The organism is Streptomyces filamentosus (assembly GCF_014654895.1).
GTDB classification, from domain to species: domain Bacteria; phylum Actinomycetota; class Actinomycetes; order Streptomycetales; family Streptomycetaceae; genus Streptomyces; species Streptomyces filamentosus.
Window position 1 is genome coordinate 856,584 of the sequence record NZ_BNBE01000003.1, and the last position, 20,332, is coordinate 876,915.

Below are 20,332 nucleotides of genomic sequence, written 5' to 3' on the forward strand. Positions count from 1 at the left end.
CGTACGTCGCCCCCTCACAGCCCAGAAGAAAGGGACGAGCGCCGGTGTCCACACCGTTCTACGTCTCCCCCCAGCAGGCCATGGCCGACCGCGCGGAGTACGCCCGCAAGGGCATCGCGCGCGGACGGAGCCTGGTCGTGCTCCAGTACGCCGACGGCATCGTCTTCGTCGGCGAGAACCCGTCCCGCGCCCTGCACAAGTTCAGCGAGATCTACGACCGGATCGGCTTCGCCGCCGCCGGCAAGTACAACGAGTACGAGAACCTCCGCATCGGCGGCGTCCGCTACGCCGACCTGCGCGGCTACACCTACGACCGGGACGACGTCACCGCGCGCGGCCTGGCCAACGTGTACGCGCAGACGCTGGGCACCATCTTCTCCAGCGCCGGCGAGAAGCCGTACGAGGTGGAGCTGGTCGTCGCCGAGGTCGGCGCCGAGCCGTCCGGAGACCAGATCTACCGGCTGCCGCACGACGGCTCCATCGTGGACGAGCACGGCTCGGTCGCGGTGGGCGGCAACGCGGAGCAGATCAGCTCCTTCCTGGACCAGCGGCACCGCGACGGCATGTCGCTCGCGGAGGCCCTGAAGCTCGCGGTGCAGGCGCTCTCCCGGGACACCAACGGCACCGAGCGGGAGATCCCCGCGGAGCGCCTGGAGGTGGCCGTCCTGGACCGGACGCGCCCGCAGCAGCGGAAGTTCAAGCGGATCGTCGGCCGCCAGCTGGTCCGCCTCCTGGAGGCGGACAACGCGGCCCTGGCCAAGACGGACGAGCCCTCGGACGAGGCGTCCGAGGAGTAGCGCCGCACGGTACGCGTGGGGGCCCGGTCCTGTCAGGACCGGGCCCCCACGCGTAGCGGAAGGGGCTCAGACGGCCGGTGCCGGGCCCGTGGAGGCCCGGGGGACCAGCTCCACGGGCAGGACGGCCGGGCGGGGCCGATCACCCGCCAGGACGCCGAGGAGCGCCTCCATGCCCCGCCGCCCGAACTCCTCGGCAGGCAGCCGGACGGTGGTCAGCTCCGGCTCCACCGCCGTCGCCAGCGCCATGTCGTCGAAGCCGGTGACCGACAGGTCCTCCGGGACGCGCAGGCCGAGCCGCCGCGCCGCCTTGCAGACGCCGGCGGCGAGGATGTCGTCGTCGCAGATCACCGCCGTGGGGCGGGGCCCGGGCGCGGCGAGGGCCGCCCCGGCGGCCTCCCGCGCGTCCGCGACGGTCAGCGGCGCCCGTACGGTCCGCACCTCCGTCCCCCGCAGGGCCCCGGCGAGCACCGCGGCCCGGACGTCGAAGGTCCAGGAGGGCGCCGCCGACGCCAGGTGCAGGAAGCGGCGGTGGCCGAGGGCGAGCAGGTGCCCGGTGACCAGCCGCATGCCCTCGGCGACGTCGAGGTTGACGTGGGCCGCCGCGCCGGGCTCCGCCGGGTCGCTGTCGAGCATCACGAGCGGCAGGTCGCCGCCGCGGAAGGCGTCCAGGGCCGCGGTCGCCATCGAGGAGGCCAGCACCCCGTCCAGGGCCGCCTGGGCCGAGGCGAAGGGGTCCCGGGCCGGCCCGGTGCCGTCGGGGGAGGGGTAGAGGACGACGCCGAAGCCGTGCCGCGCCGCCGCGTCGGCCGCGCCCGTGTAGACGTGGGCGAAGAACTCGTTGGTGAGCGCGGGGACCACCAGCAGGGCCGTACGGGTGCGGCCCAGGCGCAGGTTGCGGGCGGCGAGGTTGGGGCGGTAGCCGAGCTCGCGGGCGGCGGCCCGGACGGCGTCCGCGGTGCGCTCGGAGACCCGGCCGCGCCACTTGTCGCCGAGCACCAGGGAGACGGTGGCCTGCGAGACCCCGGCGGTCCGGGCCACGTCCCGGCTGGTCGGACGGGGGCCGCCGGGGGGTTCGGGGGTCTGCACGGGGCCTCCGCGTCGGGCGCTGGTCTGGGGGGCGGAGCCGCGGGGTGGACCCGCGACACGCCGACATGGTACGTATGAGCACGGACGTTATACGTAAAACCTCGGCTCGGGCCGACGGAGGGGAGACCCACATGGCCACCGAGGCCACCGCCCACGGCGGCTACCGCGACATCCTGCGGGCGCCGCACGCGCTCCGCCTGCTCACCGGCACCCTGGTCGGCCGGCTGCCCAACGGCACCGGCCCCGTCGCCATGACCCTCTTCGTCCGCGACCAGGGCGGCAGCTACACCCTCGCGGGCGGCCTCGTCGCCGCGTACGGCCTCGCCAACGCCGTCGGGCAGCCGCTCCTCGGCCGCGCCGTCGACCTCAAGGGCCAGCCGCGCGTCCAGCTCCCCGCCGCCGTGCTCTCCGCCCTCGGCATGGCGCTCTTCGCCCTCGCCGGCCTCGGGAACCTCCCCCTCGCCTACGCCGCCGTCGTCCTCGCCGGCCTCTTCACCCCGCCCCTGGAGGGCGGCCTGAGGGCCCTCTGGCCGAGCGTCCTGGGCCGCGAGGACCGGGTGCACCGCGCGTACGCCCTCGACGCGGTCGCCCAGGAGGTCATGTTCACCGTCGGCCCGCTCCTGGTGACCCTCCTCGTCGCCCTGTGGTCGCCCGCCGCCGCCCTCCTCGTCATCAACCTCCTCGGGGTCCTCGGAGCCCTCTCCGTCGTCCTCTCCGAGCCCTCCCGGGCCTGGCGGTCCGCGCCCCGCGAGGCCCACTGGCTCGGCGCGCTGCGCTCGCCCGGGCTGCTCGCCCTGCTCGGCTCGTTCTTCTTCGTCGGCCTCGCCCTCGGCTCCATCACGGTGGCCGCCGTCGCCTACGCCGACGACCGCGGCGCCCCCGCCGTCTACGGCTGGCTGATGGCCGCCCTCGGCCTCGGCGCCCTCTGCGGCGGCGTCCTCTACGGCGCCCGGCGGTGGGCGGGCGCGCCCGAGGGCCGGCTGCGCGCCCTGGTGGCCCTCCTGGCCCTCGGCTACCTGCCCCTGACGCTCACCCCGGACCCGGTCGCCATGACCGCCCTCGCGGCCTTCTCCGGCTTCTTCCTCGCCCCCGTGCTCGCCTGCGCCTTCATCGTGGTGGACCGGCACGCCCCGGCCGGCACGGTCACCGAGGCCTTCTCCTGGCTGGTCACCACCTTCGGCGTCGGCGCGGCCCTGGGCTCCGCCGCCGCCGGCCCGGTCGTCGAACTCGCCGGGACGGCGGCCGGATTCGCCGTGGCCGGCGCCGGCGGCCTGGTCGCCCTGCTGGTGCTCCTCGCCACCGGCCGGGTGCTGCGCGCCCCGGACGCGCCCGGTGCCCGCTCGCGACACGCCGCGAGCGGGGGCGCCGACACCCCCGTGCACACGGAAAAGAACGCCCTCTGATCGGAAAATGATCGAAACGGGAACGTCCAACCCGGTTTCAGCACAGGCCGTCAGGCGTAATGTTCAGACATGGACCGCCGCATTTTCGGGCTGGAGAACGAGTACGGCGTCACATGCACGTTCAGGGGACAGCGCCGACTGTCTCCCGACGAAGTGGCGCGGTACCTCTTCCGCCGAGTCGTGTCATGGGGCCGCAGCAGCAATGTCTTCCTGCGGAACGGCGCCCGCCTGTACCTCGACGTGGGTTCGCATCCGGAATACGCCACACCGGAATGCGACGACCTGATCGAACTCGTCACCCACGACAAGGCAGGCGAGCGCATTCTCGAAGGTCTCCTCGTGGACGCCGAACGCCGCCTGCACGAGGAGGGAATCGCGGGCGACGTCTATCTCTTCAAGAACAACACCGACTCCGCGGGAAACTCCTACGGCTGCCACGAGAACTATCTCGTCGCCCGCCACGGAGAGTTCTCCCGCCTCGCCGACATCCTCATCCCCTTCCTGGTGACCCGTCAGCTGATCTGCGGCGCGGGCAAGGTCCTCCAGACCCCGCGCGGCGCCGTCTACTGCGTCTCCCAGCGCGCCGAGCACATCTGGGAGGGTGTCAGCTCCGCCACCACCCGCTCCCGGCCCATCATCAACACCCGGGACGAGCCGCACGCCGACGCCGAGCGCTACCGCAGGCTCCACGTCATCGTCGGCGACTCCAACATGTCGGAGACGACTATGCTGCTCAAGGTCGGCGCCACCGACCTCGTGCTGCGCATGATCGAGGCCGGCACGGTGATGCGCGACCTGACCCTGGAGAACCCCATCCGGGCCATCCGCGAGGTCAGCCACGACATCACCGGCCAGCGCAAGGTGCGCCTGGCCAGCGGCCGCGAGGCCTCCGCCCTGGAGGTGCAGCGCGAGTACTTCGAGAAGGCGTCCGACTTCGTCGACCGGCGCGGCATCCGCTCCGGCACGGTCGCTCAGGTGCTCGAACTGTGGGGCCGCACGCTCGACGCGATCGAGCAGGAGGAGCTGGACCGCATCCAGACGGAGATCGACTGGGTGATGAAGTACAAGCTCATCGAGCGCTACCGCGCCAAGCACAACATGACCATGTCGAACCCGCGGGTCGCCCAGATAGACCTCGCCTACCACGACATCCACCGCCGCCGCGGGCTGTACTACCTGCTCCAGAAGAACGGACAGGCGGCGCGGATCTGCAACGACGTGAAGATCTTCGAGGGCAAGTCCGTGCCCCCGCAGACCACCCGGGCCCGGCTCCGCGGCGACTTCATCCGCCGCGCCCAGGAGCAGCGCCGGGACTTCACCGTCGACTGGGTCCACCTGAAGCTCAACGACCAAGCGCAGCGGACGGTCCTGTGCAAGGACCCCTTCCGCTCGGTCGACGACCGGGTGGAGAAGCTGATCGCCGGTATGTAGGACGGTCAAAAGGCCGTACGAGGGCCCCGCGCGTGCGACGCGCGGGGCCCTGGACGTCACGGGACGGTCCCCTAGAGTGTCCGGACAACTACCGTGCCGTCTGAGATCTGAGGAACACGTGCGCCGACTTGCCGGCCTTCTCGTCGTCCCGCTGCTGCTGCTGTCGACAGCGGCGTGCGGCAACGACACCAAGGGCTCCGATAACGCCTCGATGACCAACGGGCTTCCCGCCATCACCGCAGGCGCGAAGTTCGGGGAGAAGCCGACCCTCGCGAAGGGCGAGGGCGACCCGCCCAAGGAGCTCAAGGTCAACGTCGTCAGCGAGGGCGACGGCCCCGTGACCAAGGAGGGCGACGCCCTCCAGGTCAACTACCTCGGCCAGACCTGGGACTCGACGACCCCGTTCGACAACAGCTTCGACCGCGGCGAGCCCTTCACCCTCACCCTCGGCGCCGGCCAGGTCATCAAGGGCTGGGACCAGGGCCTGAAGGGCCAGAAGGTCGGCAGCCGCGTCGAGATCGGCATCCCGCCGGAGCTCGGCTACGGCGAGCAGGGCTCCCCGCCGAGCATCAAGGGCGGCGCCACCCTGGTCTTCGTCGTCGACATCCTGAAGGCGACCACCGTCCCGAAGGCCGCCGAGGGCACCGTCGTCGCCCAGGAGAACAAGGACCTGCCCAAGGTCGGCACCAACACCGACGGCAAGGCCCCCTCGCTGACCGTGCCGAAGACGGACCCGCCGAAGGAGCTCGTCTCGAACTACGTCATCGAGGGCAAGGGCGAGGCCGTCAAGGCGAGCGACACCCTGACCGTCCAGTACCAGGGCGTGCTCTGGAAGGACGGCAAGAAGTTCGACAGCTCCTACGACCGGGGAGCCCCGGCCACCTTCCAGCTCGGGGGCGTCATCAAGGGCTGGAGCAAGGGCCTGGAGGGCAAGAAGGTCGGCAGCCGCGTGCTGCTCGTCGTCCCGCCGGCCGACGGCTACGGCGACCAGGCCCAGGGCCCCATCCCGGCGAAGTCGACGCTCGTCTTCACCGTGGACATCCTGGCCAAGCAGTAGAGGGTTCCCGCGCGTCCCGGGCCGCCTCGCGATAGGTTGGGCGGGTCGCGCGGGCCATCGTCCGCGCGGTTTCATCCGTATGAGGAGCACACTGCAGTGAGCATCGAGAAGCCCGAGGTCGACTTCCCGGGCGGCGAGCCGCCGGCCGACCTGGAGATCAAGGACATCTGGGAGGGCGACGGCGAGGTCGCCGCCGCCGGTGACACCGTCAACGTCCACTACGTCGGTGTCTCCTTCGACTCCGGCGAGGAGTTCGACGCCTCCTGGAACCGCGGCACCCCGCTGGAGTTCCCGCTCGGTGCCGGCATGGTCATCCAGGGCTGGGACCGCGGCGTCCAGGGCATGAAGGTCGGCGGCCGCCGCCAGCTGATCATCCCCGCCCACCTCGCCTACGGCGACCGCGGCGCGGGCGGCAAGATCGGCCCCGGCGAGACCCTGATCTTCGTCTGCGACCTGGTGGGCGTGAAGAAGGGCTGATCCGGCCCCGCGTCCCCACCGAGGGCCCCCGCCTGCACGGCGGGGGCCCTCGGCTTTTGTCCGGACACCCCGGGGCGGTACGGTCGGACGTCCGAGAACGGAACCGGGAAGAGGGTGCAGGGCGTCCATGGCGATTGCCAAGGCCGAGCGGCTCATGAATCTCGCGCTGTGCCTGCTCGGGACGCGCCGCGCCCTCAGCAAGCGCGAGCTGCGCGGCTCCATCGAGGCGTACATGGAGGCCAGCGGGGACGAGGCCTTCAACCGCATGTTCGAGCGCGACAAGGACGACCTGCGCGAGCTCGGACTGGTGATCGAGACCGTCGAGAACCTCGACGGAGAGACCGGCTACCTCGCGCGCCGCGACTCCAACCGCCTCCCGCCCATCACCCTGGACGCCGAGGAGGCCGCCGCGCTCGGCCTCGCCGCCAAGGTCTGGCAGCAGGCCCGCCTCGCCGGCGCCGCCAGCGGCGCCCTCCAGAAGCTGCGCGCCGCCGGCATGCCCGAGGCCGAGGACGCGTACGAGCACCACCCCAGCGCCCTCGAACCCCGCATCCCGGTCCACGAGGCCGCCTTCGAGCCGCTGATGCTCGCCTGCCGCGACCGGCGCCCCGTCGTCTTCGAGTACCGCAAGGCCAACGCCGCCCGCCCCGAGCCCCGCCAGGTCGAGCCCTGGACGCTGGAGTGCTGGCGCGGCCACTGGTACCTGGCCGGCTGGGACCGCGACCGCGGCGCCGAGCGCGTCTTCCGCCTCTCCCGCATCACCGGGAAGGTCCGCTCCCGGGCCGGCGCCTTCACCGCGCCCGTGCCCGACGCCGTCACCGTCCGCGAGACCGTGGAGAGCTGGGCGGGGGAGACCGCCACCCGCTCCGCCCGGATCCGGCTGCGCGCCGGCTGCGGCTACCCGCTGCGGGCCCGCGCCACCGAGACGAGCGAGGGCGCCGACGGCTGGGACGAGCTGGAGATCCCGTACGGGCACGGCCTCGACGCCTGGCTCGTCGAGTTCGGTCCCGACGTCGTCGTACTGGAACCGGCCGACCTGCGGGCCGACGTGGTGGAGCGGCTGCGCGCCGTCGCCAAGGGCTGAGGGGGAGAACGAACCGCATGGCTGCCAACGCGATCGACCAGACGAGGCGGATGCTCTCCCTCGTCACCTACCTCCGCGAGCGCCCCGGCGCCCACGTCGCCGACGTGGCCCGCGCCTTCGGCATCACCGAGGACGAGCTGATCTCCGACCTCGACGTGCTGCCCATGTGCGGCACCAGCTTCCGGGGCGGCGACCTCCTCGACATCGACACCGACGGCGACCGGATCTGGTGGCACAACCCGGACGACGTCGCCGAGCCGCTGCGGCTCGCCGCCGACGAGGCCACCGCGCTGCTCGTCGCCGCCCGCGCCGTCGCCACCCTGCCGGGGCTCCGCGAGGGCGACCGGGACGCGCTGGTCCGCGCCACCGCCAAGCTGGAGGCCGCCGCCGGCGAGGTGGCCGGCGCCAGCTCCCGCCTGTCGGTCACCTTCGAGTCCGAGGGCGGCGTCTTCGCCGAGGTCGACCGGGCCATCTCCGAGCGCCGCCGCCTCTGGGTGCGCTACTACTCCCCGGCCCGCGACGAGCTCACCGAGCGCGAGGTCGACCCCATCCGCCTCTTCGCCGTCGGCCACACCTACATGGAGGCGTGGTGCCGGCTCTCCGAGGCGCGCCGCACCTTCCGGCTGGACCGGGTCGCCGAGATCCGGATCCTGGAGGAGGCCGCCGCGCCGCCGGAGCTGGAGCTGCGGGACCTGTCCGAGGGACTCGTCCAGCCCTCGGCCGACGACCCCGAGGTGGTGGTCGAGGTCGGCCCCGGCGGCCGCTGGGTCGCCGAGTACTACCCGCACGACCGGGCCGAGGAGCTGCCCGACGGCGGACTGCGGATCACCCTGCGCACCCCCGACCCGGCCTCCCTGAAGCGGCTCGCGCTGCGACTGGGCAGCGACGGACGGATCGTCTCGCCGTCCGGCCTCGCGGACAGCGCCCGGGAGGCGGCGACCGCCGCGCTCGCCGCGTACGAGGGTGTGTGAGCCGTTCTCGAACGCCCCTCGCACCTCGGGGGCGGGTGTCATGAAGGTGTGGGGAGTCCGGGCCGGGATGGCCCGGACCGGGGAAAGTTGGGGGAAATGTCCGTGATGTCCACCGTGACGGCTTCGGTGACCCCGGTCCTCTTCAAGGCCGCCTGCCCCGACTGCCGCTGCCGCTTCGAACTCGCCGCCGGCGCCCTGCGCCTGGCCATCGGAGCCAGCCGCCGCACCACCTTCTACTCCTTCACCTGCCCGGAGTGCGGCAGCTCCGTCCGCAAGCCCGCGGGCGAGCGCATCGTCGAACTCCTCACCGTCGGCGGCGTCCGCACCCTCCGCCTCCACACCACCGCCTGACCGGCCCGCCGCCCGCCAGGGACTAGGCTCGGCACATGCTCTGGCCCATGCTCGCGATCGCCCTCGGTTTCCTCGGCCTCGCCGTCCTCGGCGTCCTCGCCGTCAAGGTCTTCCTGGAGGTCCGGCGCCTCGGCCGTCAAGTGGAAGTCACCACACAGCGGATCCAGCGCGCCGCCGAGGACCTGGAGAGCGCCGCGACCGGACTGGCCCGAACCGGTCGCTCCCTGCCCTGAGTCGGTGCCGTACGGTGCCCGTATCGAGGCTGATCAGGGCCTCTCGGACGCAATCGCGAGTATGCAAGGGCATTGCCCGGCGTTTACTCCTGCGGGTTACGATCGCAGACAGCGCGGATGGCCGGACGCATGTCCGACCGGCCGGGCACGCACTCCAATGTCGCCTCGGTGAAGAAGGTAAACAGCTATGGGTAGGCTCGGCCCCACCGAGATCATTCTCATCCTCGTCGTCATCATCCTGCTGTTCGGCGCCAAGAAGCTCCCGGACATGGCGCGCTCGCTGGGCAAGTCCGCCCGCATCCTCAAGAGCGAGGCCAAGGCGATGAAGAACGACGACCAGCAGAGCGCCCCCGCCGACCCGCCGCAGCCCGCCGCCCAGGACCAGCAGGCGGCCCCGCGGACCATCCAGGCCGCCCCCGGCGACGTCACCAGCTCGCGTCCCGTCGCCGAGTCCACGGACACCACCAAGCGCTGACCCGCCCCGTCGCGGCCGCCGCAACCGGGCGGCGGCCAGCCGCATCGAGATGAGGACGTGGGTTGCTCAAGTCTGCCCGCAAGCAGGAGAAGGATCCCGAGGGCCGGATGCCCCTCGTGGAGCACCTGCGCGAACTCCGCAACCGCCTGGCGAAGGCTCTCCTCGCCATCGCGGCGGTGACCATCGTCGCCCTCGTGTACAGCGAGAAACTGCTGCAATTCCTGTCGCAGCCCGTGCCTCGATGCCCCGAGGGCGTCACCAGTGACGGCGGCAACTGCGCGACCGTCACCTTCCAGACGCTGATGGCCCCCTTCAGCACCACGATCCAGGTGTCGCTGACGGCGGGCCTCGTGCTCGCCAGTCCCGTCTGGCTCTACCAGCTGTGGGCCTTCATCGCCCCCGGGCTGCACAAGAACGAGAAGAAGTACACGTACGCCTTCGTCGGCGCGGCCGTGCCGCTCTTCGGCGCCGGCGCCTACCTCGCGTACCTCATCCTCCCCATCAGCGTGAAGGTCCTCATCAGCCTCACGCCCAGCGGCTCCGCGAACCTCCTGGCGCTGAACGACGTCCTCGACTTCACCCTGCGCATGGTGCTCGTCTTCGGCCTCGCCTTCGAGCTCCCGCTCATCCTGGTGATGCTCAACCTGACCGGGGTGCTCTCCGGCCGCCGCATGGCCGGCTGGTGGCGCGGCGTGATCATGGGCGTCTTCGTCTTCGGCGCCGTCATCACCCCCACCACCGACCCCGTCGGCATGATCGCCCTCGCCGGACCGATCACCCTCCTCTACTTCCTCGCCGTCGGCTTCTCGCTGCTCAACGACCGGCGACGGGCCCGCGCGAACCCCGACGCGGAGCTCTCCGACGACGAGGCGTCGGTGCTCGACCTCACCCCCGAGCCCATCGGCGCCCTCGACTCCGTCCCCGCTGCCCGGGCCCTGCCCGAGCAGGCGTCCGGCGACACGGACGGCGCCCGCGCCCACCGCGCCGGCGGGTACGACGACATCACCTGACGCCACCCGGCCCGGCCGCCCGCCCGCGGCCCGGGTCTCCGCGAAGCCCCCGGACACCGTCCGGGGGCTTCGCCGTGCCAAGGGGCCCGCCGTCACGCGGCGCGCCCGCCGGGTCACCCGGGACGCCCGGCCCGCGCCGCCCCGCGCCCGCCCGCTGAACGCGCCGCCGAAGCCCGTCGATAAAGATCGCGTCACTGTCGGAGGTGGCGGGTAGGCTCGAAGACAAGATGACAGAGGACCTCACCCCAGCCGAGGCGTACGCGGCCGCACGCGCGCGCAACGCAGAGCAGGCCACCGCGCTGGCCCCGTTCCGAGAGATGTACGAGTTCGGACTGGACCCCTTCCAGATCGAGGCGTGCCGGGCCCTCGAAGCGGGCAAGGGCGTGCTCGTCGCCGCCCCCACGGGCTCCGGCAAGACCATCGTCGGCGAGTTCGCCGTCCACCTCGCCCTCACCCAGGGCCGCAAGTGCTTCTACACGACACCCATCAAGGCGCTGTCGAACCAGAAGTTCGCCGACCTCGTCAAGCGGTACGGCCCCGACAAGGTCGGCCTCCTGACCGGCGACAACAGCGTCAACGGCGACGCGCCGATCGTCGTCATGACCACCGAGGTCCTCCGCAACATGCTGTACGCGGGGTCCCAGGCCCTCTCCGGCCTCGGCTACGTCGTGATGGACGAGGTGCACTACCTCTCCGACCGCTTCCGCGGCGCCGTCTGGGAGGAAGTGATCATCCACCTCCCCGAGTCGGTCACCCTCGTCTCCCTCTCCGCCACGGTGTCCAACGCCGAGGAGTTCGGCGACTGGCTCGACACCGTCCGCGGCGACACCGAGGTCATCGTCTCCGAGAGCCGCCCCGTACCCCTCTGGCAGCACGTCCTCGCCGGCCGCCGGATGTACGACCTCTTCGAGGAGGAGACCGACCACGGCGGCCGCGGCGCCTCCCGCCGCGAGGTCAACCCCGACCTTCTCCGCCTCGCCCGCACCGAGAACCAGCGGACGTACAACCCCCGCGACCGGCGCCGGGGCAAGATGGTCCGCGAGGCCGACCGCGAGCGCGAGCGCCGCCAGCGCTCCCGCATCTGGACCCCCGGCCGCCCCGAGGTCATCGAGCGGCTCGACAACGAGGGCCTCCTCCCCGCCATCACCTTCATCTTCAGCCGCGCCGGCTGCGAGGCCGCCGTCCAGCAGTGCCTCTACGCCGGCCTCCGGCTCAACGACGACGAGGGCCGCCGCCGGGTCCGCGAGATCGTCGAGGCCCGCACCGCCTCCATCCCCGACGAGGACCTGCACGTCCTCGGCTACTACGAGTGGCTGGAGGCGCTGGAGCGCGGCATCGCCGCCCACCACGCCGGCATGCTCCCCACCTTCAAGGAGGTCGTCGAGGAGCTCTTCGTCCGCGGCCTCGTCAAGGCCGTCTTCGCCACCGAGACGCTCGCCCTGGGCATCAACATGCCCGCCCGGTCGGTCGTCCTGGAGAAGCTGGTCAAGTGGAACGGCGAGCAGCACGCCGACATCACCCCCGGCGAGTACACCCAGCTCACCGGCCGGGCCGGCCGCCGCGGCATCGACGTCGAGGGCCACGCCGTCGTCCTCTGGCAGCGCGGCCTCGACCCGGACCACCTCGCCGGCCTCGCCGGCACCCGCACCTACCCGCTGCGCTCCAGCTTCCGCCCCTCGTACAACATGGCGGTCAACCTGGTCGAGCAGTTCGGCCGGCACCGCTCCAGGGAACTCCTGGAGACCTCCTTCGCCCAGTTCCAGGCGGACCGTTCCGTCGTCGGCATCTCCCGCCAGGTCCAGCGCAACGAGGAGGGGCTGGAGGGCTACCGCGAGGGCATGACCTGCCACCTCGGCGACTTCGAGGAGTACGCGCGGCTCCGCCGCGACCTCAAGGACCGCGAGACGGACCTGGCCAAGCAGGGCGCCGCCCAGCGGCGCGCCCAGGCCGCCGCGTCCCTGGAGAAGCTGAAGCCCGGCGACGTCATCCACGTGCCGACGGGGAAGTTCGCCGGCCTGGCGCTCGTCCTCGACCCCGGCATCCCGGCCGGCCGCACCAACGGCCACCGGGGCTTCGAACACCACGACGGGCCCCGGCCCCTCGTCCTCACGGCCGAACGGCAGGTCAAGCGGCTCGCCTCCATCGACTTCCCCGTCCCGGTGGAGGCCCTGGAGCGGATGCGGATCCCCAAGACCTTCAACCCCCGCTCCCCGCAGTCCCGCCGCGACCTCGCCTCCGCGCTCCGCTCCAAGGCCGGCCACCTCAACCCCGACCGGCACCGCAAGCAGCGCTCCGCCGCCGCCGACGACCGCGAGATCAGCAGACTGCGCACGGCCATCCGCGCGCACCCCTGCCACGGCTGCGACGAGCGCGAGGACCACGCCCGCTGGGCCGAGCGCTATCACCGCCTCCAGCGCGACACCCAGCAGCTGGAGCGACGCATCGAGGGCCGGACGAACACCATCGCCCGCACCTTCGACCGGATCGTCGCGCTCCTCACCGAGCTCGACTACCTGCGCGGCGACGAGGTCACCGAGAACGGCAAGCGGCTCGCCCGGCTCTACGGCGAGCTCGACCTGCTCGCCAGCGAATGCCTCCGCGAAGGCGTCTGGGAGGGGCTCGCCCCCGCCGAACTCGCCGCCTGCGTCTCCGCCCTCGTCTTCGAGGCCCGGCAGGCCGACGACGCCGTGGCGCCCAAGGTGCCCGGTGGCCAGGCCAAGGCGGCCCTCGGCGAGATGGTCCGCATCTGGGGCCGCCTCGACGCCCTGGAGGAGGAGTTCAAGATCAACCAGGCGGAGGGCGTCGGCCAGCGCGAGCCCGACCTCGGCTTCGCCTGGGCCGCCTACCAGTGGGCCTCCGACAAGAGCCTCGACGAGGTGCTGCGCGAGGCCGAGATGCCCGCCGGCGACTTCGTCCGCTGGTGCAAGCAGGTCATCGACGTCCTCGGTCAGATCGCGGCCGCCGCGCCGAAGGAGAACAGCACGGTCGCGAAGAACGCGCGCAAGGCCGTGGAGTCGCTGCTGCGCGGAGTGGTGGCGTACAGCTCGGTCGGCTGACGTGCCGTCAAGCTGGTGGTGAGGGGCCCGTGGCGGGGAACGCCACGGGCCCTTCCGGTCGGTCCGGAGGTGGCCCCGAAGCGGCCCTGGGCCGGTCCCGGGTCGGCCCCCAGGGCGGTCCAGAGCCTGTCCTGAGCCGGTCCCGAATCGGCCCTGAGCCGGTCCCGAATCGGCCCTGAAGCGGTTCCGAATCGATTCCGGACCATTTCCCGGCGGTTTTCCACAGGTGGTCGTCCACAGGGCTGGCGCGGTGCCGGAGCCTTCCGCTTGCATGGACTCGCACACAGGGAAAGCGAGTTGGGGAGGGGACACGCACGTGACCACACAGGCCGACGCCGGATTCACGGGCTCTGCGGACTCCACGGGCTCCACGGGCTCCGTGGGTTTCGCGGACTTCGTGGAAGGGCCGCGTGGGGTGCCGCTGCTCGGCAACCTCCCGGCCTTCGGCAAGGACCCCCTCGCCTTCTTCGAACTGCTCCGGGACCGGGGCGACTTCGTCCGCTGGCGCTTCGGCCCCCGCCCCGCCCTCTTCGTCGCCCACCCGGACAACATCGGGGAACTGCTCACCGAGGTCGAGAGCACCTTCGACCAGCCCGACCTGGGCATCGCCATCCGCACCCTCCTCGGCAACGGCGTCGTCGTCGCCAAGGGCCGCGACTGGCGCCGCAAGCGCTCCCTGGTCCAGCCGTCCGTCCGCCCCAAGCAGGTCCGCTCCTACGCGGCCACCATGGCGGAGTGCGCCGTCGCCCTGGCCGACAGCTGGAGCGACGGACAGCGGATCGACATCAAGAAGGAGATGGCCGCCCTCACCCAGCTCATCGCCGTCCGCACCATCTTCGGCGCGGACACCGCCGCCGACGCCGAGGCGATCGGCCGGGCCATGGACGTCGCCCAGCAGGAGATCGGGGCGGAGCTCAGCGGCATCGGGGCCCTCCTGCCCGACTGGGTCCCCACCCCCGGGCGCGCCCGCATCAAGCGGGCCACCGCCGTCATCGACGCGGAGGTCGCCCGGGTCGTCTCCCGCCACCGCGACGGCGAGGAGGACCGCCCCGACCTCCTCAGCCGGCTCCTCACCGCCCGGGACGAGACCGGCGCCCACCTCTCCGACCGCGAGATCCGCGACGAGACGGTCACCCTCTACGTCGGCGGCCACGAGACCACCAGCTCCACCCTCGTCTGGGCCTGGTACCTGCTCTCCCGCAACGAGGCGGTCCGCCGGACGCTGACCGAGGAGTTGGACCGGGTCCTCCCCGACCACGAGCCCGGCTACGACGACTACGCCTCCCTCGTCTACACCCAGGCCGTCGTCAAGGAGACCCTCCGCCTCTACCCGACGATCTGGCTCCTCACCGGCATCGCCAAGGAGGGCGCCACCCTGGGCGGCACTCCGATCCCGGCCGGCACCCGCGTCTGGTCCAGCCAGTGGTCCACCCACCGCGACCCCCGCTGGTACGCCGACCCCGAGACCTTCCGCCCCGAGCGCTGGCTCACCGACGAGGAGGGCCGTCCGGCCGAGGAGATACCCGAGTACGCCTGGTACCCCTTCGGCGGCGGCCCCCGCGTCTGCCTCGGCACCCGCTTCGCCCTCGTGGAGGCCGTCCTCGTCCTCGCGGCCCTCGCCCGTCGCTACGACCTCGACGTCACCGCCCCCGAGATCCGCCCCGTCCCGAGCCTGACCCTCCAACCGGACCGCGAGGTCCTGGCCACGATCAGGACCCGGAGCCGGGGCCGGGAGCGGGAGTAGGGCCAGGATCAGGACCAGGGTGGGGGCCAGGGGTCGGAGCGGGGGAGGGGGTGAGCCGGGTGCGGCAGCCGCCGATCGGCGCGCGGCCCGTCGGCGGAGTCACGCCGCGGCGAGGGCGAGAGCGAGGGTCCGCAGGTCGTCCGCGCGCAGGACGCGGTCGCCGAAGCCGGGGAGGGGGACGTGCAAGGCGGTCGTCCAGCGGGCCGGGATCGCCCCGGCGCCGTGGACGGCACCGGCCAGCATGCCGGTGACGGCGGCCACCGTGTCCGTGTCACCGCCGAGGTCGACGGCGGCCGCGAGGGCCTCCTCGAAGGTGGCGGTGGTGCGCAGGGCCCAGACGGCGGATGCGAGACAGGGCCAGACGGCGCCGTTGAACTCCGTCGCGTCCTCCGGCCGCCAGCCGGGGGCCAGAGCGGCGGCCCAGCGGTCCCGGTGACGGGGGACGACCTCGGCCAGGGTCTCGGGAAGCGCGGTCAGGGGGTCCTCGCCGAGGAGGGCGACGCGGACCAGTTCGTGCAGGAGGGCGGTGCCCTCCCAGGCGGCTTCGTCCCCGTGGGTGAGGGCGGCGAGCCGACGGCCGGCCTCCATGGTGGCGGCCCGTCCCCGGGAGGCGAACCGGACGGCGGACGTGGAGGCCCGCATCAGACAGCCGTTGCCCGCGCCCCGGCCCTCCACCCGGAAGTCCAGGGCAGCCGCCAGGTCCCACGGCTCGCCGCCCAGCAGCACCCGCTCCGTCAGCAGGCCGATGTCCTTGGGGTCGGCCGCCGCCCAGCGGCGGAAGCGGTCGAACACGTCGGGCAGGTCGAGTTCGCCCCGCTCCAGCAGCGACTCCCCGACGAGCACGGCCATCTGCGTGTCGTCGGTGGCCTCGCCGGGGTCCCAGCCGCCGCCTCCGCACAACTCCCCGGCGCCGTCCGGGAAACGGGCGCGGAACATGCCGGGGAGACCGAACTCGAAGGGCGCGCCCAGGGCGTCGCCGACGGCGGAGCCGAGGACGGCGCCCACGGCGCGATCGGGGGAAACCATGGCGTCAGGGTAGGCGCCTTGGGCCGAGACGCCTTGCGGTGGGAGAGGTGGAGCGGGGCGGGATGGGGTGAGGAGGGGGTGGGGTCAGGGGCAGGGGCTAGGGGTGGGTGGGGGTGGGGGAGGGGGAGGGGGAGGGGGGCCGGAGGGAGAGGAGGGCGGCTGTGGTGGTGAGGGCGGCCAGGGCGGCGGTGGCGGTGAGGGTGGTGGGGTCGGGGTGGAGGAGGGGCTGGCCCCGGAGGGCCTGCCAGGTGAGGAGGGCGAAGAGGGCGGCGTAGGCGGCGGAGGCGGTGAGGGTGAGGCGGAGGCGGACGCGGGGGTCGGCGAGGCGGGGGAAGCGGGGGGCCAGGGCGGTCAGGAGCAGGAGGAGGAGGGGGAGGAGCTGGAGGGCGTGCATGCCGAAGAAGTGGGCGATGCGCAGGTCTCCTCCGGTGGCGGCCCAGCCGGTGACGGGGAGGGCGGGGCCGCCGTCGGGGACGCCGACGCTGTGGGCGCCGACGATCGGCGGGTCGGTGGCGGCGAGTTGGCCGGGGGTGGGCCGGACCATCAGGAAGCCGACGGCGGCGCCCGCGAGGGCGATCAGGGAGGAGAGGCGGACCGCCCAGGCGGTGGCGCGGTCGAGGAAGCGGGCGCGCAGCAGCAGGACGGCGATGGCCAGTGCGCCGAGCCAGAGGACCACGACGGTGAGGCCCATGGCCTGGAAGACGGCGGCGTCGAAGGGGGTCGCCTGGTTGAAGTGGCTCTGCTTGCCGCGGATCACCTGGAGGGTGATCAGCATCATCTCCAGGGCGCTGGCGGCCGTGACGACGGTCCCGGCCCACCAGCCGATCCGCCGGCCGCGCGGCAGGAGGCTGAGCATCCAGGAGAGCGACAGGCCGTAGGCGACGAACGAGACCGCGAACTTGAAGGGCTTCGACCAGATCGGGGCCCCGGCGAGCGTCCGGTCGTCGAGCAGGATCCCGCCTGCGGAGAGCAGGGCGAAGGCGGCCATCGAGGCGGCGAACCAGAGGAGGGGCCGGTGCGGGCGGCCGCCTGTCGGGAAGGCCGGGGCCGGGGGCGGTGAAGGGGCGGTGGGCGCGGGCGTGGATATGTGCGTGGACATACGGATCCCCCCGTAGTCGATATGGATAGTGACGCTTGCCGCTATCTGATAGTCACACTATCTATGATGGAGGGGAGTCCGGCAAGGCCGGGAGTGCAGCGGAAAGGTGAACGCGCGGTGCGCATCGGTGAGTTGAGCCGCAGGACCGGGGTCTCGGTGCCCACGATCAAGTTCTACGTACGGGAGGGCCTGTTGCCGGCCGGTCGGCTGACGAGCCCGAACCAGGCCGCGTACGAAGAGACGCATGTGCGGCGGCTGCGCCTGATCCGCGCCCTGATCGACGTGGGCGGCATGTCCGTGGCGGCCGTGGGCGAGGTGATCGCGGCCATAGACGATCCCGGCCGGCCCGTCCACGAGCTGCTCGGCGAGGCCGCCCACCGCATGGTGCCCCGCTATGGCGACGGTTCCGCCGGGGGCGACGACGAGGGGGAGGACGCGGGGCCCGGGTCGGCCGAGGCGCGCAAGCGGGTCGGGACGCTGCTCGACGAGCGGGGCTGGCACGGCTATGCCGAGAGCCCGGCGGGGCAGGCCCTGGCGGTTGCCCTCACGGCGCTCGAATCGGTCGGCCACGGACGGTTCGCCGAGGTGCTCGACGTCTACGCGGACGCGGCCGAGCGGGTCGCCCGGGTCGACCTGGAGTACGTCGCGCACCACGTGGCCCGCGAGGAACTCGTCGAGAGCGTCGCCGTGGGCACCGCGCTCGGCGACGCGGTCTTCGCCGCGCTCCGCCGCCTCGCCCACACCGACGCCTCGTACCGCCTCTTCGGCCGCGAGGGAGAGGGAGAGGACGAGGGGGAGACGGAGAGGGCGGAAGGCGTATGAGGGAGAGGGGTGGAGGACCGCTTCGGCGGTCCTCCACCCCTCTCCCTCATACGGGTCGGGTCAGGCGGCCTGCTGTGACTCCTGCTCCCGCTCCACCTGCTCGTTCCACTCGCGCTTGATCGCGCGCCAGCCCTCGTCCGTCTTGCCCAGGCGCCAGTAGCCCGAGATGGACAGGCGCTCGCGCTCCACCCGGCGCTCCATGCGCAGGTGACGGCGGAGCTCCTTCACGAAGCCGGCCTCGCCGTGGACGAAGGCGTGCACGTCGCCGGCCGGGAAGTCCAGGGCCCGCACGGCCTCGACCAGCGCCTCGCCGGCCGGGCGGCCCTCGCGGTGCAGCCAGGTCACCTCGATGCCCGCCTCGGTCGCGAACTTCTGCTCGTCGGCCGCGTCCTCGACCTCGACGAAGGCGTGCACCTTCGCCCCGGCGGGCAGCCGCTCCAGGGCGACCGCGATGGCCGGCAGCGCGCTCTCGTCGCCGACGAGGAGGTGCCAGTCGGCCGCCGGGTCCGGGGCGTAGCCGCCGCCGGGTCCGAGGAAGCGCACCGTCTCGCCGACCTGGGCGCGGGCCGCCCAGGGGCCGGCCAGGCCCTCGTCGCCGTGCACCACGAAGTCCAGGGTCAGCTCGTGGCGGACCGGGTCCCAGGCGCGCACCGTGTAGGTGCGGGTGGTCGGCCACTCCTCGCGGGGGTGCTCCGCCCGGATCCGCTCCATGTCGAAGGGCTCCGGGTAGGTGACGCCCTCGGGGGCGAAGAGCAGCTTCACGTAGTGGTCGGTGAAGGCTCCGGCGTCGAAGCCGTCGAGCCCCGGGCCGCCGAGGACGATCCGCACCATGTGCGGGGTGATCCGCTCGGTGCGCACCACGTGCGCTTCGGTGGCCCTGGGGGCCTTGCGGGCCGGCTGCTCTGCCACGGCGGACTCTCCTGACTGCCTGCGGACTGCCTGGGGTGGTGCGGCGAGGCGCACCACCGTTCCGGATGCGCTTCGAGCTTAGGTATGCCTAAGTTAACATCCCGCGGGCCGTCGCGCTCCGCCGGACGCCGTCACGTCCGCGCGCCGCCCGTCGCCGGCCGTGCCGTCACGCCCCGGCGCGCGGGCCCGCCAGGGTGGGCAGCAGTCTGCCGAGCGCCCCGCCGAGGTTCCAGCGGGCCGCCAGGGCCTCCAGGGCCGCCGGGTCGCGGGGGGCGGTCGGGAGGGCCGGGTCGAAGTCCGGCAGCGGGACGTCCCGCGCGACCCGGACCACCGTCGGCGCCACGTCCAGGTAGGAGGCCGCCTCGACGATCCCGCGCCGCTTGGCGGGGGTGAGCTTCGACGCGGGGTCCGCCGCGGCCGCCCGGACGCCCGCCAGGTCGCCGTACTCGGTGATCAGCTGGGCGGCCGTCTTCTCGCCGATGCCCTTCACGCCGGGCAGGCCGTCGCTGGCGTCGCCGCGCAGGGCTGCGAAGTCGGCGTACCGGTCGGGGCGGACCCCGTACTTCGCGCGGATCAGCTCGTCGTCCACCAGGTCGCAGTCGCCGACGCCCTTGCGGGGGTACAGCACCCGGACCGCCCGCTCGTCGTCGACGAGCTGGAAGAGGTCCCGGTCGCCGGTGACGATGTCCACCGGTCCCTCCGCCCGCTCCGTCAGGGTGCCGATGACGTCGTCCGCCTCGAAGCCCGCCGCCCCGATCCGGGCGATGCCGAGCGCCGCGAGGACCTCCTCGATCACCGGCACCTGCGGGGAGAGGGTGTCGGGGACCTCCTCCACGTCCGGGCCGGCCGCGGTCTCGGTGACCACCCGGTGGGCCTTGTACGAGGGGATCAGGTCGACCCGCCACTGCGGACGCCAGTCGTCGTCCCAGCAGGCCACCAGGTCGTCCGGCCGGTGGTCCTGCACCAGTCGGCCGATGAAGTCGAGCAGTCCCCGCACGGCGTTCACCGGGGTCCCGTCCGGGGCCCGGACCGATTCCGGCACGCCGAAGTACGCGCGGAAGTAGAGGCTGGCGGTGTCCAGGAGCATCAGGCGTCGCGTCACCCCCCGATCATGCCGCACCCCACCGACAGCGGACCGGACTCACTGCCATCGCCCCCGGCCCCCGCCGCCGGGCCGAAGCCACCCCCGCCACCGTCCCCCGGCACCCCCGCCGCCCTCCGCCGCCCCCGGCACCCCCGTCGCCGGACCGAACCCCGCCCCCCCCACCAGGCCGAACCCCGCCCATTCCCCCTCCGTGACC

General features: G+C 73.1%; 19 protein-coding genes. 14 read left to right on the forward strand and 5 right to left on the reverse strand.

All coding sequences use genetic code 11. The annotated features are described in order from the left end of the window. Nucleotides 1-44: 44 nt before the first annotated feature. Entirely contained in the window at nucleotides 45-797 is a 753-nt protein-coding gene (gene prcA, locus IE326_RS31310; protein ID WP_030759625.1) for a proteasome subunit alpha, read from the forward strand. 66 nt (nucleotides 798-863) lie between these two features. On the opposite strand, the gene IE326_RS31315 is transcribed toward prcA, so the two are convergent. Then, nucleotides 864-1,883, reverse strand: a complete 1,020-nt coding sequence (locus IE326_RS31315; protein WP_190043940.1) for a LacI family DNA-binding transcriptional regulator — start codon at nucleotides 1,881-1,883, stop codon at nucleotides 864-866. A gap of 131 nt (nucleotides 1,884-2,014) precedes the next feature. Between IE326_RS31315 and IE326_RS31320 the strand changes: the two genes are divergently transcribed. The 12 genes from IE326_RS31320 to IE326_RS31375 all read left to right on the forward strand — a co-directional run bounded on the left by IE326_RS31320 (nucleotide 2,015) and on the right by IE326_RS31375 (nucleotide 15,175). Continuing rightward, nucleotides 2,015-3,286: an MFS transporter gene (locus IE326_RS31320; RefSeq protein ID WP_150227367.1), complete on the forward strand. Its 1,272-nt coding sequence runs from the start codon at nucleotides 2,015-2,017 to the stop codon at nucleotides 3,284-3,286. 69 nt (nucleotides 3,287-3,355) lie between these two features. Continuing rightward, nucleotides 3,356-4,717, forward strand: a complete 1,362-nt coding sequence (pafA, locus tag IE326_RS31325) for a Pup--protein ligase (RefSeq protein ID WP_030759634.1) — start codon at nucleotides 3,356-3,358, stop codon at nucleotides 4,715-4,717. A gap of 118 nt (nucleotides 4,718-4,835) precedes the next feature. After that, on the forward strand, nucleotides 4,836-5,774 hold the full coding sequence (locus tag IE326_RS31330) for an FKBP-type peptidyl-prolyl cis-trans isomerase (RefSeq protein ID WP_150227366.1): 939 nt from the start codon (nucleotides 4,836-4,838) through the stop codon (nucleotides 5,772-5,774). Between the two features lie 96 nt (nucleotides 5,775-5,870). Beyond that, entirely contained in the window at nucleotides 5,871-6,251 is a 381-nt protein-coding gene (locus IE326_RS31335) for an FKBP-type peptidyl-prolyl cis-trans isomerase (RefSeq protein ID WP_030759640.1), read from the forward strand. A 127-nt stretch (nucleotides 6,252-6,378) separates the two neighbouring features. Continuing rightward, nucleotides 6,379-7,335: a helix-turn-helix transcriptional regulator gene (locus IE326_RS31340; protein ID WP_150227365.1), complete on the forward strand. Its 957-nt coding sequence runs from the start codon at nucleotides 6,379-6,381 to the stop codon at nucleotides 7,333-7,335. 17 nt (nucleotides 7,336-7,352) lie between these two features. Then, complete coding sequence (locus tag IE326_RS31345) at nucleotides 7,353-8,306, forward strand: helix-turn-helix transcriptional regulator (protein WP_190043941.1); 954 nt, start codon at nucleotides 7,353-7,355, stop codon at nucleotides 8,304-8,306. A 96-nt stretch (nucleotides 8,307-8,402) separates the two neighbouring features. After that, nucleotides 8,403-8,657, forward strand: a complete 255-nt coding sequence (locus tag IE326_RS31350) for a hypothetical protein (protein WP_190043942.1) — start codon at nucleotides 8,403-8,405, stop codon at nucleotides 8,655-8,657. Nucleotides 8,658-8,692: 35 nt separating this feature from the next. After that, nucleotides 8,693-8,890 carry a hypothetical protein gene (locus IE326_RS31355; RefSeq protein WP_150227362.1) on the forward strand — a complete coding sequence of 66 codons (198 nt, stop codon included), beginning with the start codon at nucleotides 8,693-8,695 and terminating at the stop codon, nucleotides 8,888-8,890. 187 nt (nucleotides 8,891-9,077) lie between these two features. Further along, a complete protein-coding gene (gene tatA, locus IE326_RS31360; RefSeq protein ID WP_150227361.1) occupies nucleotides 9,078-9,365 on the forward strand; it encodes a Sec-independent protein translocase subunit TatA in 288 nt (95 codons plus the stop codon). Between the two features lie 62 nt (nucleotides 9,366-9,427). Continuing rightward, nucleotides 9,428-10,375 (forward strand): twin-arginine translocase subunit TatC, encoded by a 948-nt coding sequence (gene tatC / locus IE326_RS31365; protein WP_150227360.1) that lies wholly within the window; start codon nucleotides 9,428-9,430, stop codon nucleotides 10,373-10,375. Between the two features lie 227 nt (nucleotides 10,376-10,602). Further along, nucleotides 10,603-13,431, forward strand: coding sequence for a DEAD/DEAH box helicase (locus IE326_RS31370; RefSeq protein ID WP_190043943.1), 2,829 nt, complete (start codon nucleotides 10,603-10,605; stop codon nucleotides 13,429-13,431). A 379-nt stretch (nucleotides 13,432-13,810) separates the two neighbouring features. After that, the gene (locus IE326_RS31375; RefSeq protein ID WP_229915787.1) at nucleotides 13,811-15,175 is read left to right on the forward strand and encodes a cytochrome P450; all 1,365 of its coding nucleotides are present in this window, start codon (nucleotides 13,811-13,813) and stop codon (nucleotides 15,173-15,175) included. 99 nt (nucleotides 15,176-15,274) lie between these two features. Here IE326_RS31375 and IE326_RS31380 read toward each other — a convergent pair whose 3' ends face one another. Both IE326_RS31380 and IE326_RS31385 read right to left on the reverse strand, forming a co-directional pair. Then, on the reverse strand, nucleotides 15,275-16,201 hold the full coding sequence (locus tag IE326_RS31380; RefSeq protein WP_190043945.1) for an ADP-ribosylglycohydrolase family protein: 927 nt from the start codon (nucleotides 16,199-16,201) through the stop codon (nucleotides 15,275-15,277). 97 nt (nucleotides 16,202-16,298) lie between these two features. Continuing rightward, the gene (locus tag IE326_RS31385; RefSeq protein WP_190044261.1) at nucleotides 16,299-17,189 is read right to left on the reverse strand and encodes a hypothetical protein; all 891 of its coding nucleotides are present in this window, start codon (nucleotides 17,187-17,189) and stop codon (nucleotides 16,299-16,301) included. A gap of 228 nt (nucleotides 17,190-17,417) precedes the next feature. Between IE326_RS31385 and IE326_RS31390 the strand changes: the two genes are divergently transcribed. Next, the gene (locus IE326_RS31390; protein ID WP_190043946.1) at nucleotides 17,418-18,122 is read left to right on the forward strand and encodes a MerR family transcriptional regulator; all 705 of its coding nucleotides are present in this window, start codon (nucleotides 17,418-17,420) and stop codon (nucleotides 18,120-18,122) included. Between the two features lie 60 nt (nucleotides 18,123-18,182). On the opposite strand, the gene IE326_RS31395 is transcribed toward IE326_RS31390, so the two are convergent. Continuing rightward, nucleotides 18,183-19,031: a siderophore-interacting protein gene (locus IE326_RS31395; RefSeq protein WP_190043947.1), complete on the reverse strand. Its 849-nt coding sequence runs from the start codon at nucleotides 19,029-19,031 to the stop codon at nucleotides 18,183-18,185. A gap of 166 nt (nucleotides 19,032-19,197) precedes the next feature. Continuing rightward, nucleotides 19,198-20,118 (reverse strand): 5'-3' exonuclease, encoded by a 921-nt coding sequence (locus IE326_RS31400; protein WP_190044262.1) that lies wholly within the window; start codon nucleotides 20,116-20,118, stop codon nucleotides 19,198-19,200. Nucleotides 20,119-20,332 lie beyond the last annotated feature (214 nt).

Bases quoted from the DNA above. Each gene is read 5' to 3' on its own strand.
- IE326_RS31400 (WP_190044262.1), bottom strand. From the start codon at position 20,118: ATGCTCCTGGACACCGCCAGCCTCTACTTCCGCGCGTACTTCGGCGTG.
- IE326_RS31385 (WP_190044261.1), bottom strand. From the start codon at position 17,189: ATGGCCGCCTTCGCCCTGCTCTCCGCAGGCGGGATCCTGCTCGACGAC.
- tatA (WP_150227361.1), top strand. From the start codon at position 9,078: ATGGGTAGGCTCGGCCCCACCGAGATCATTCTCATCCTCGTCGTCATC.
- IE326_RS31340 (WP_150227365.1), top strand. From the start codon at position 6,379: ATGGCGATTGCCAAGGCCGAGCGGCTCATGAATCTCGCGCTGTGCCTG.
- IE326_RS31370 (WP_190043943.1), top strand. From the start codon at position 10,603: ATGACAGAGGACCTCACCCCAGCCGAGGCGTACGCGGCCGCACGCGCG.
- IE326_RS31355 (WP_150227362.1), top strand. From the start codon at position 8,693: ATGCTCTGGCCCATGCTCGCGATCGCCCTCGGTTTCCTCGGCCTCGCC.
- IE326_RS31320 (WP_150227367.1), top strand. From the start codon at position 2,015: ATGGCCACCGAGGCCACCGCCCACGGCGGCTACCGCGACATCCTGCGG.
- IE326_RS31345 (WP_190043941.1), top strand. From the start codon at position 7,353: ATGGCTGCCAACGCGATCGACCAGACGAGGCGGATGCTCTCCCTCGTC.
- IE326_RS31380 (WP_190043945.1), bottom strand. From the start codon at position 16,201: ATGGTTTCCCCCGATCGCGCCGTGGGCGCCGTCCTCGGCTCCGCCGTC.
- pafA (WP_030759634.1), top strand. From the start codon at position 3,356: ATGGACCGCCGCATTTTCGGGCTGGAGAACGAGTACGGCGTCACATGC.
- IE326_RS31350 (WP_190043942.1), top strand. From the start codon at position 8,403: ATGTCCGTGATGTCCACCGTGACGGCTTCGGTGACCCCGGTCCTCTTC.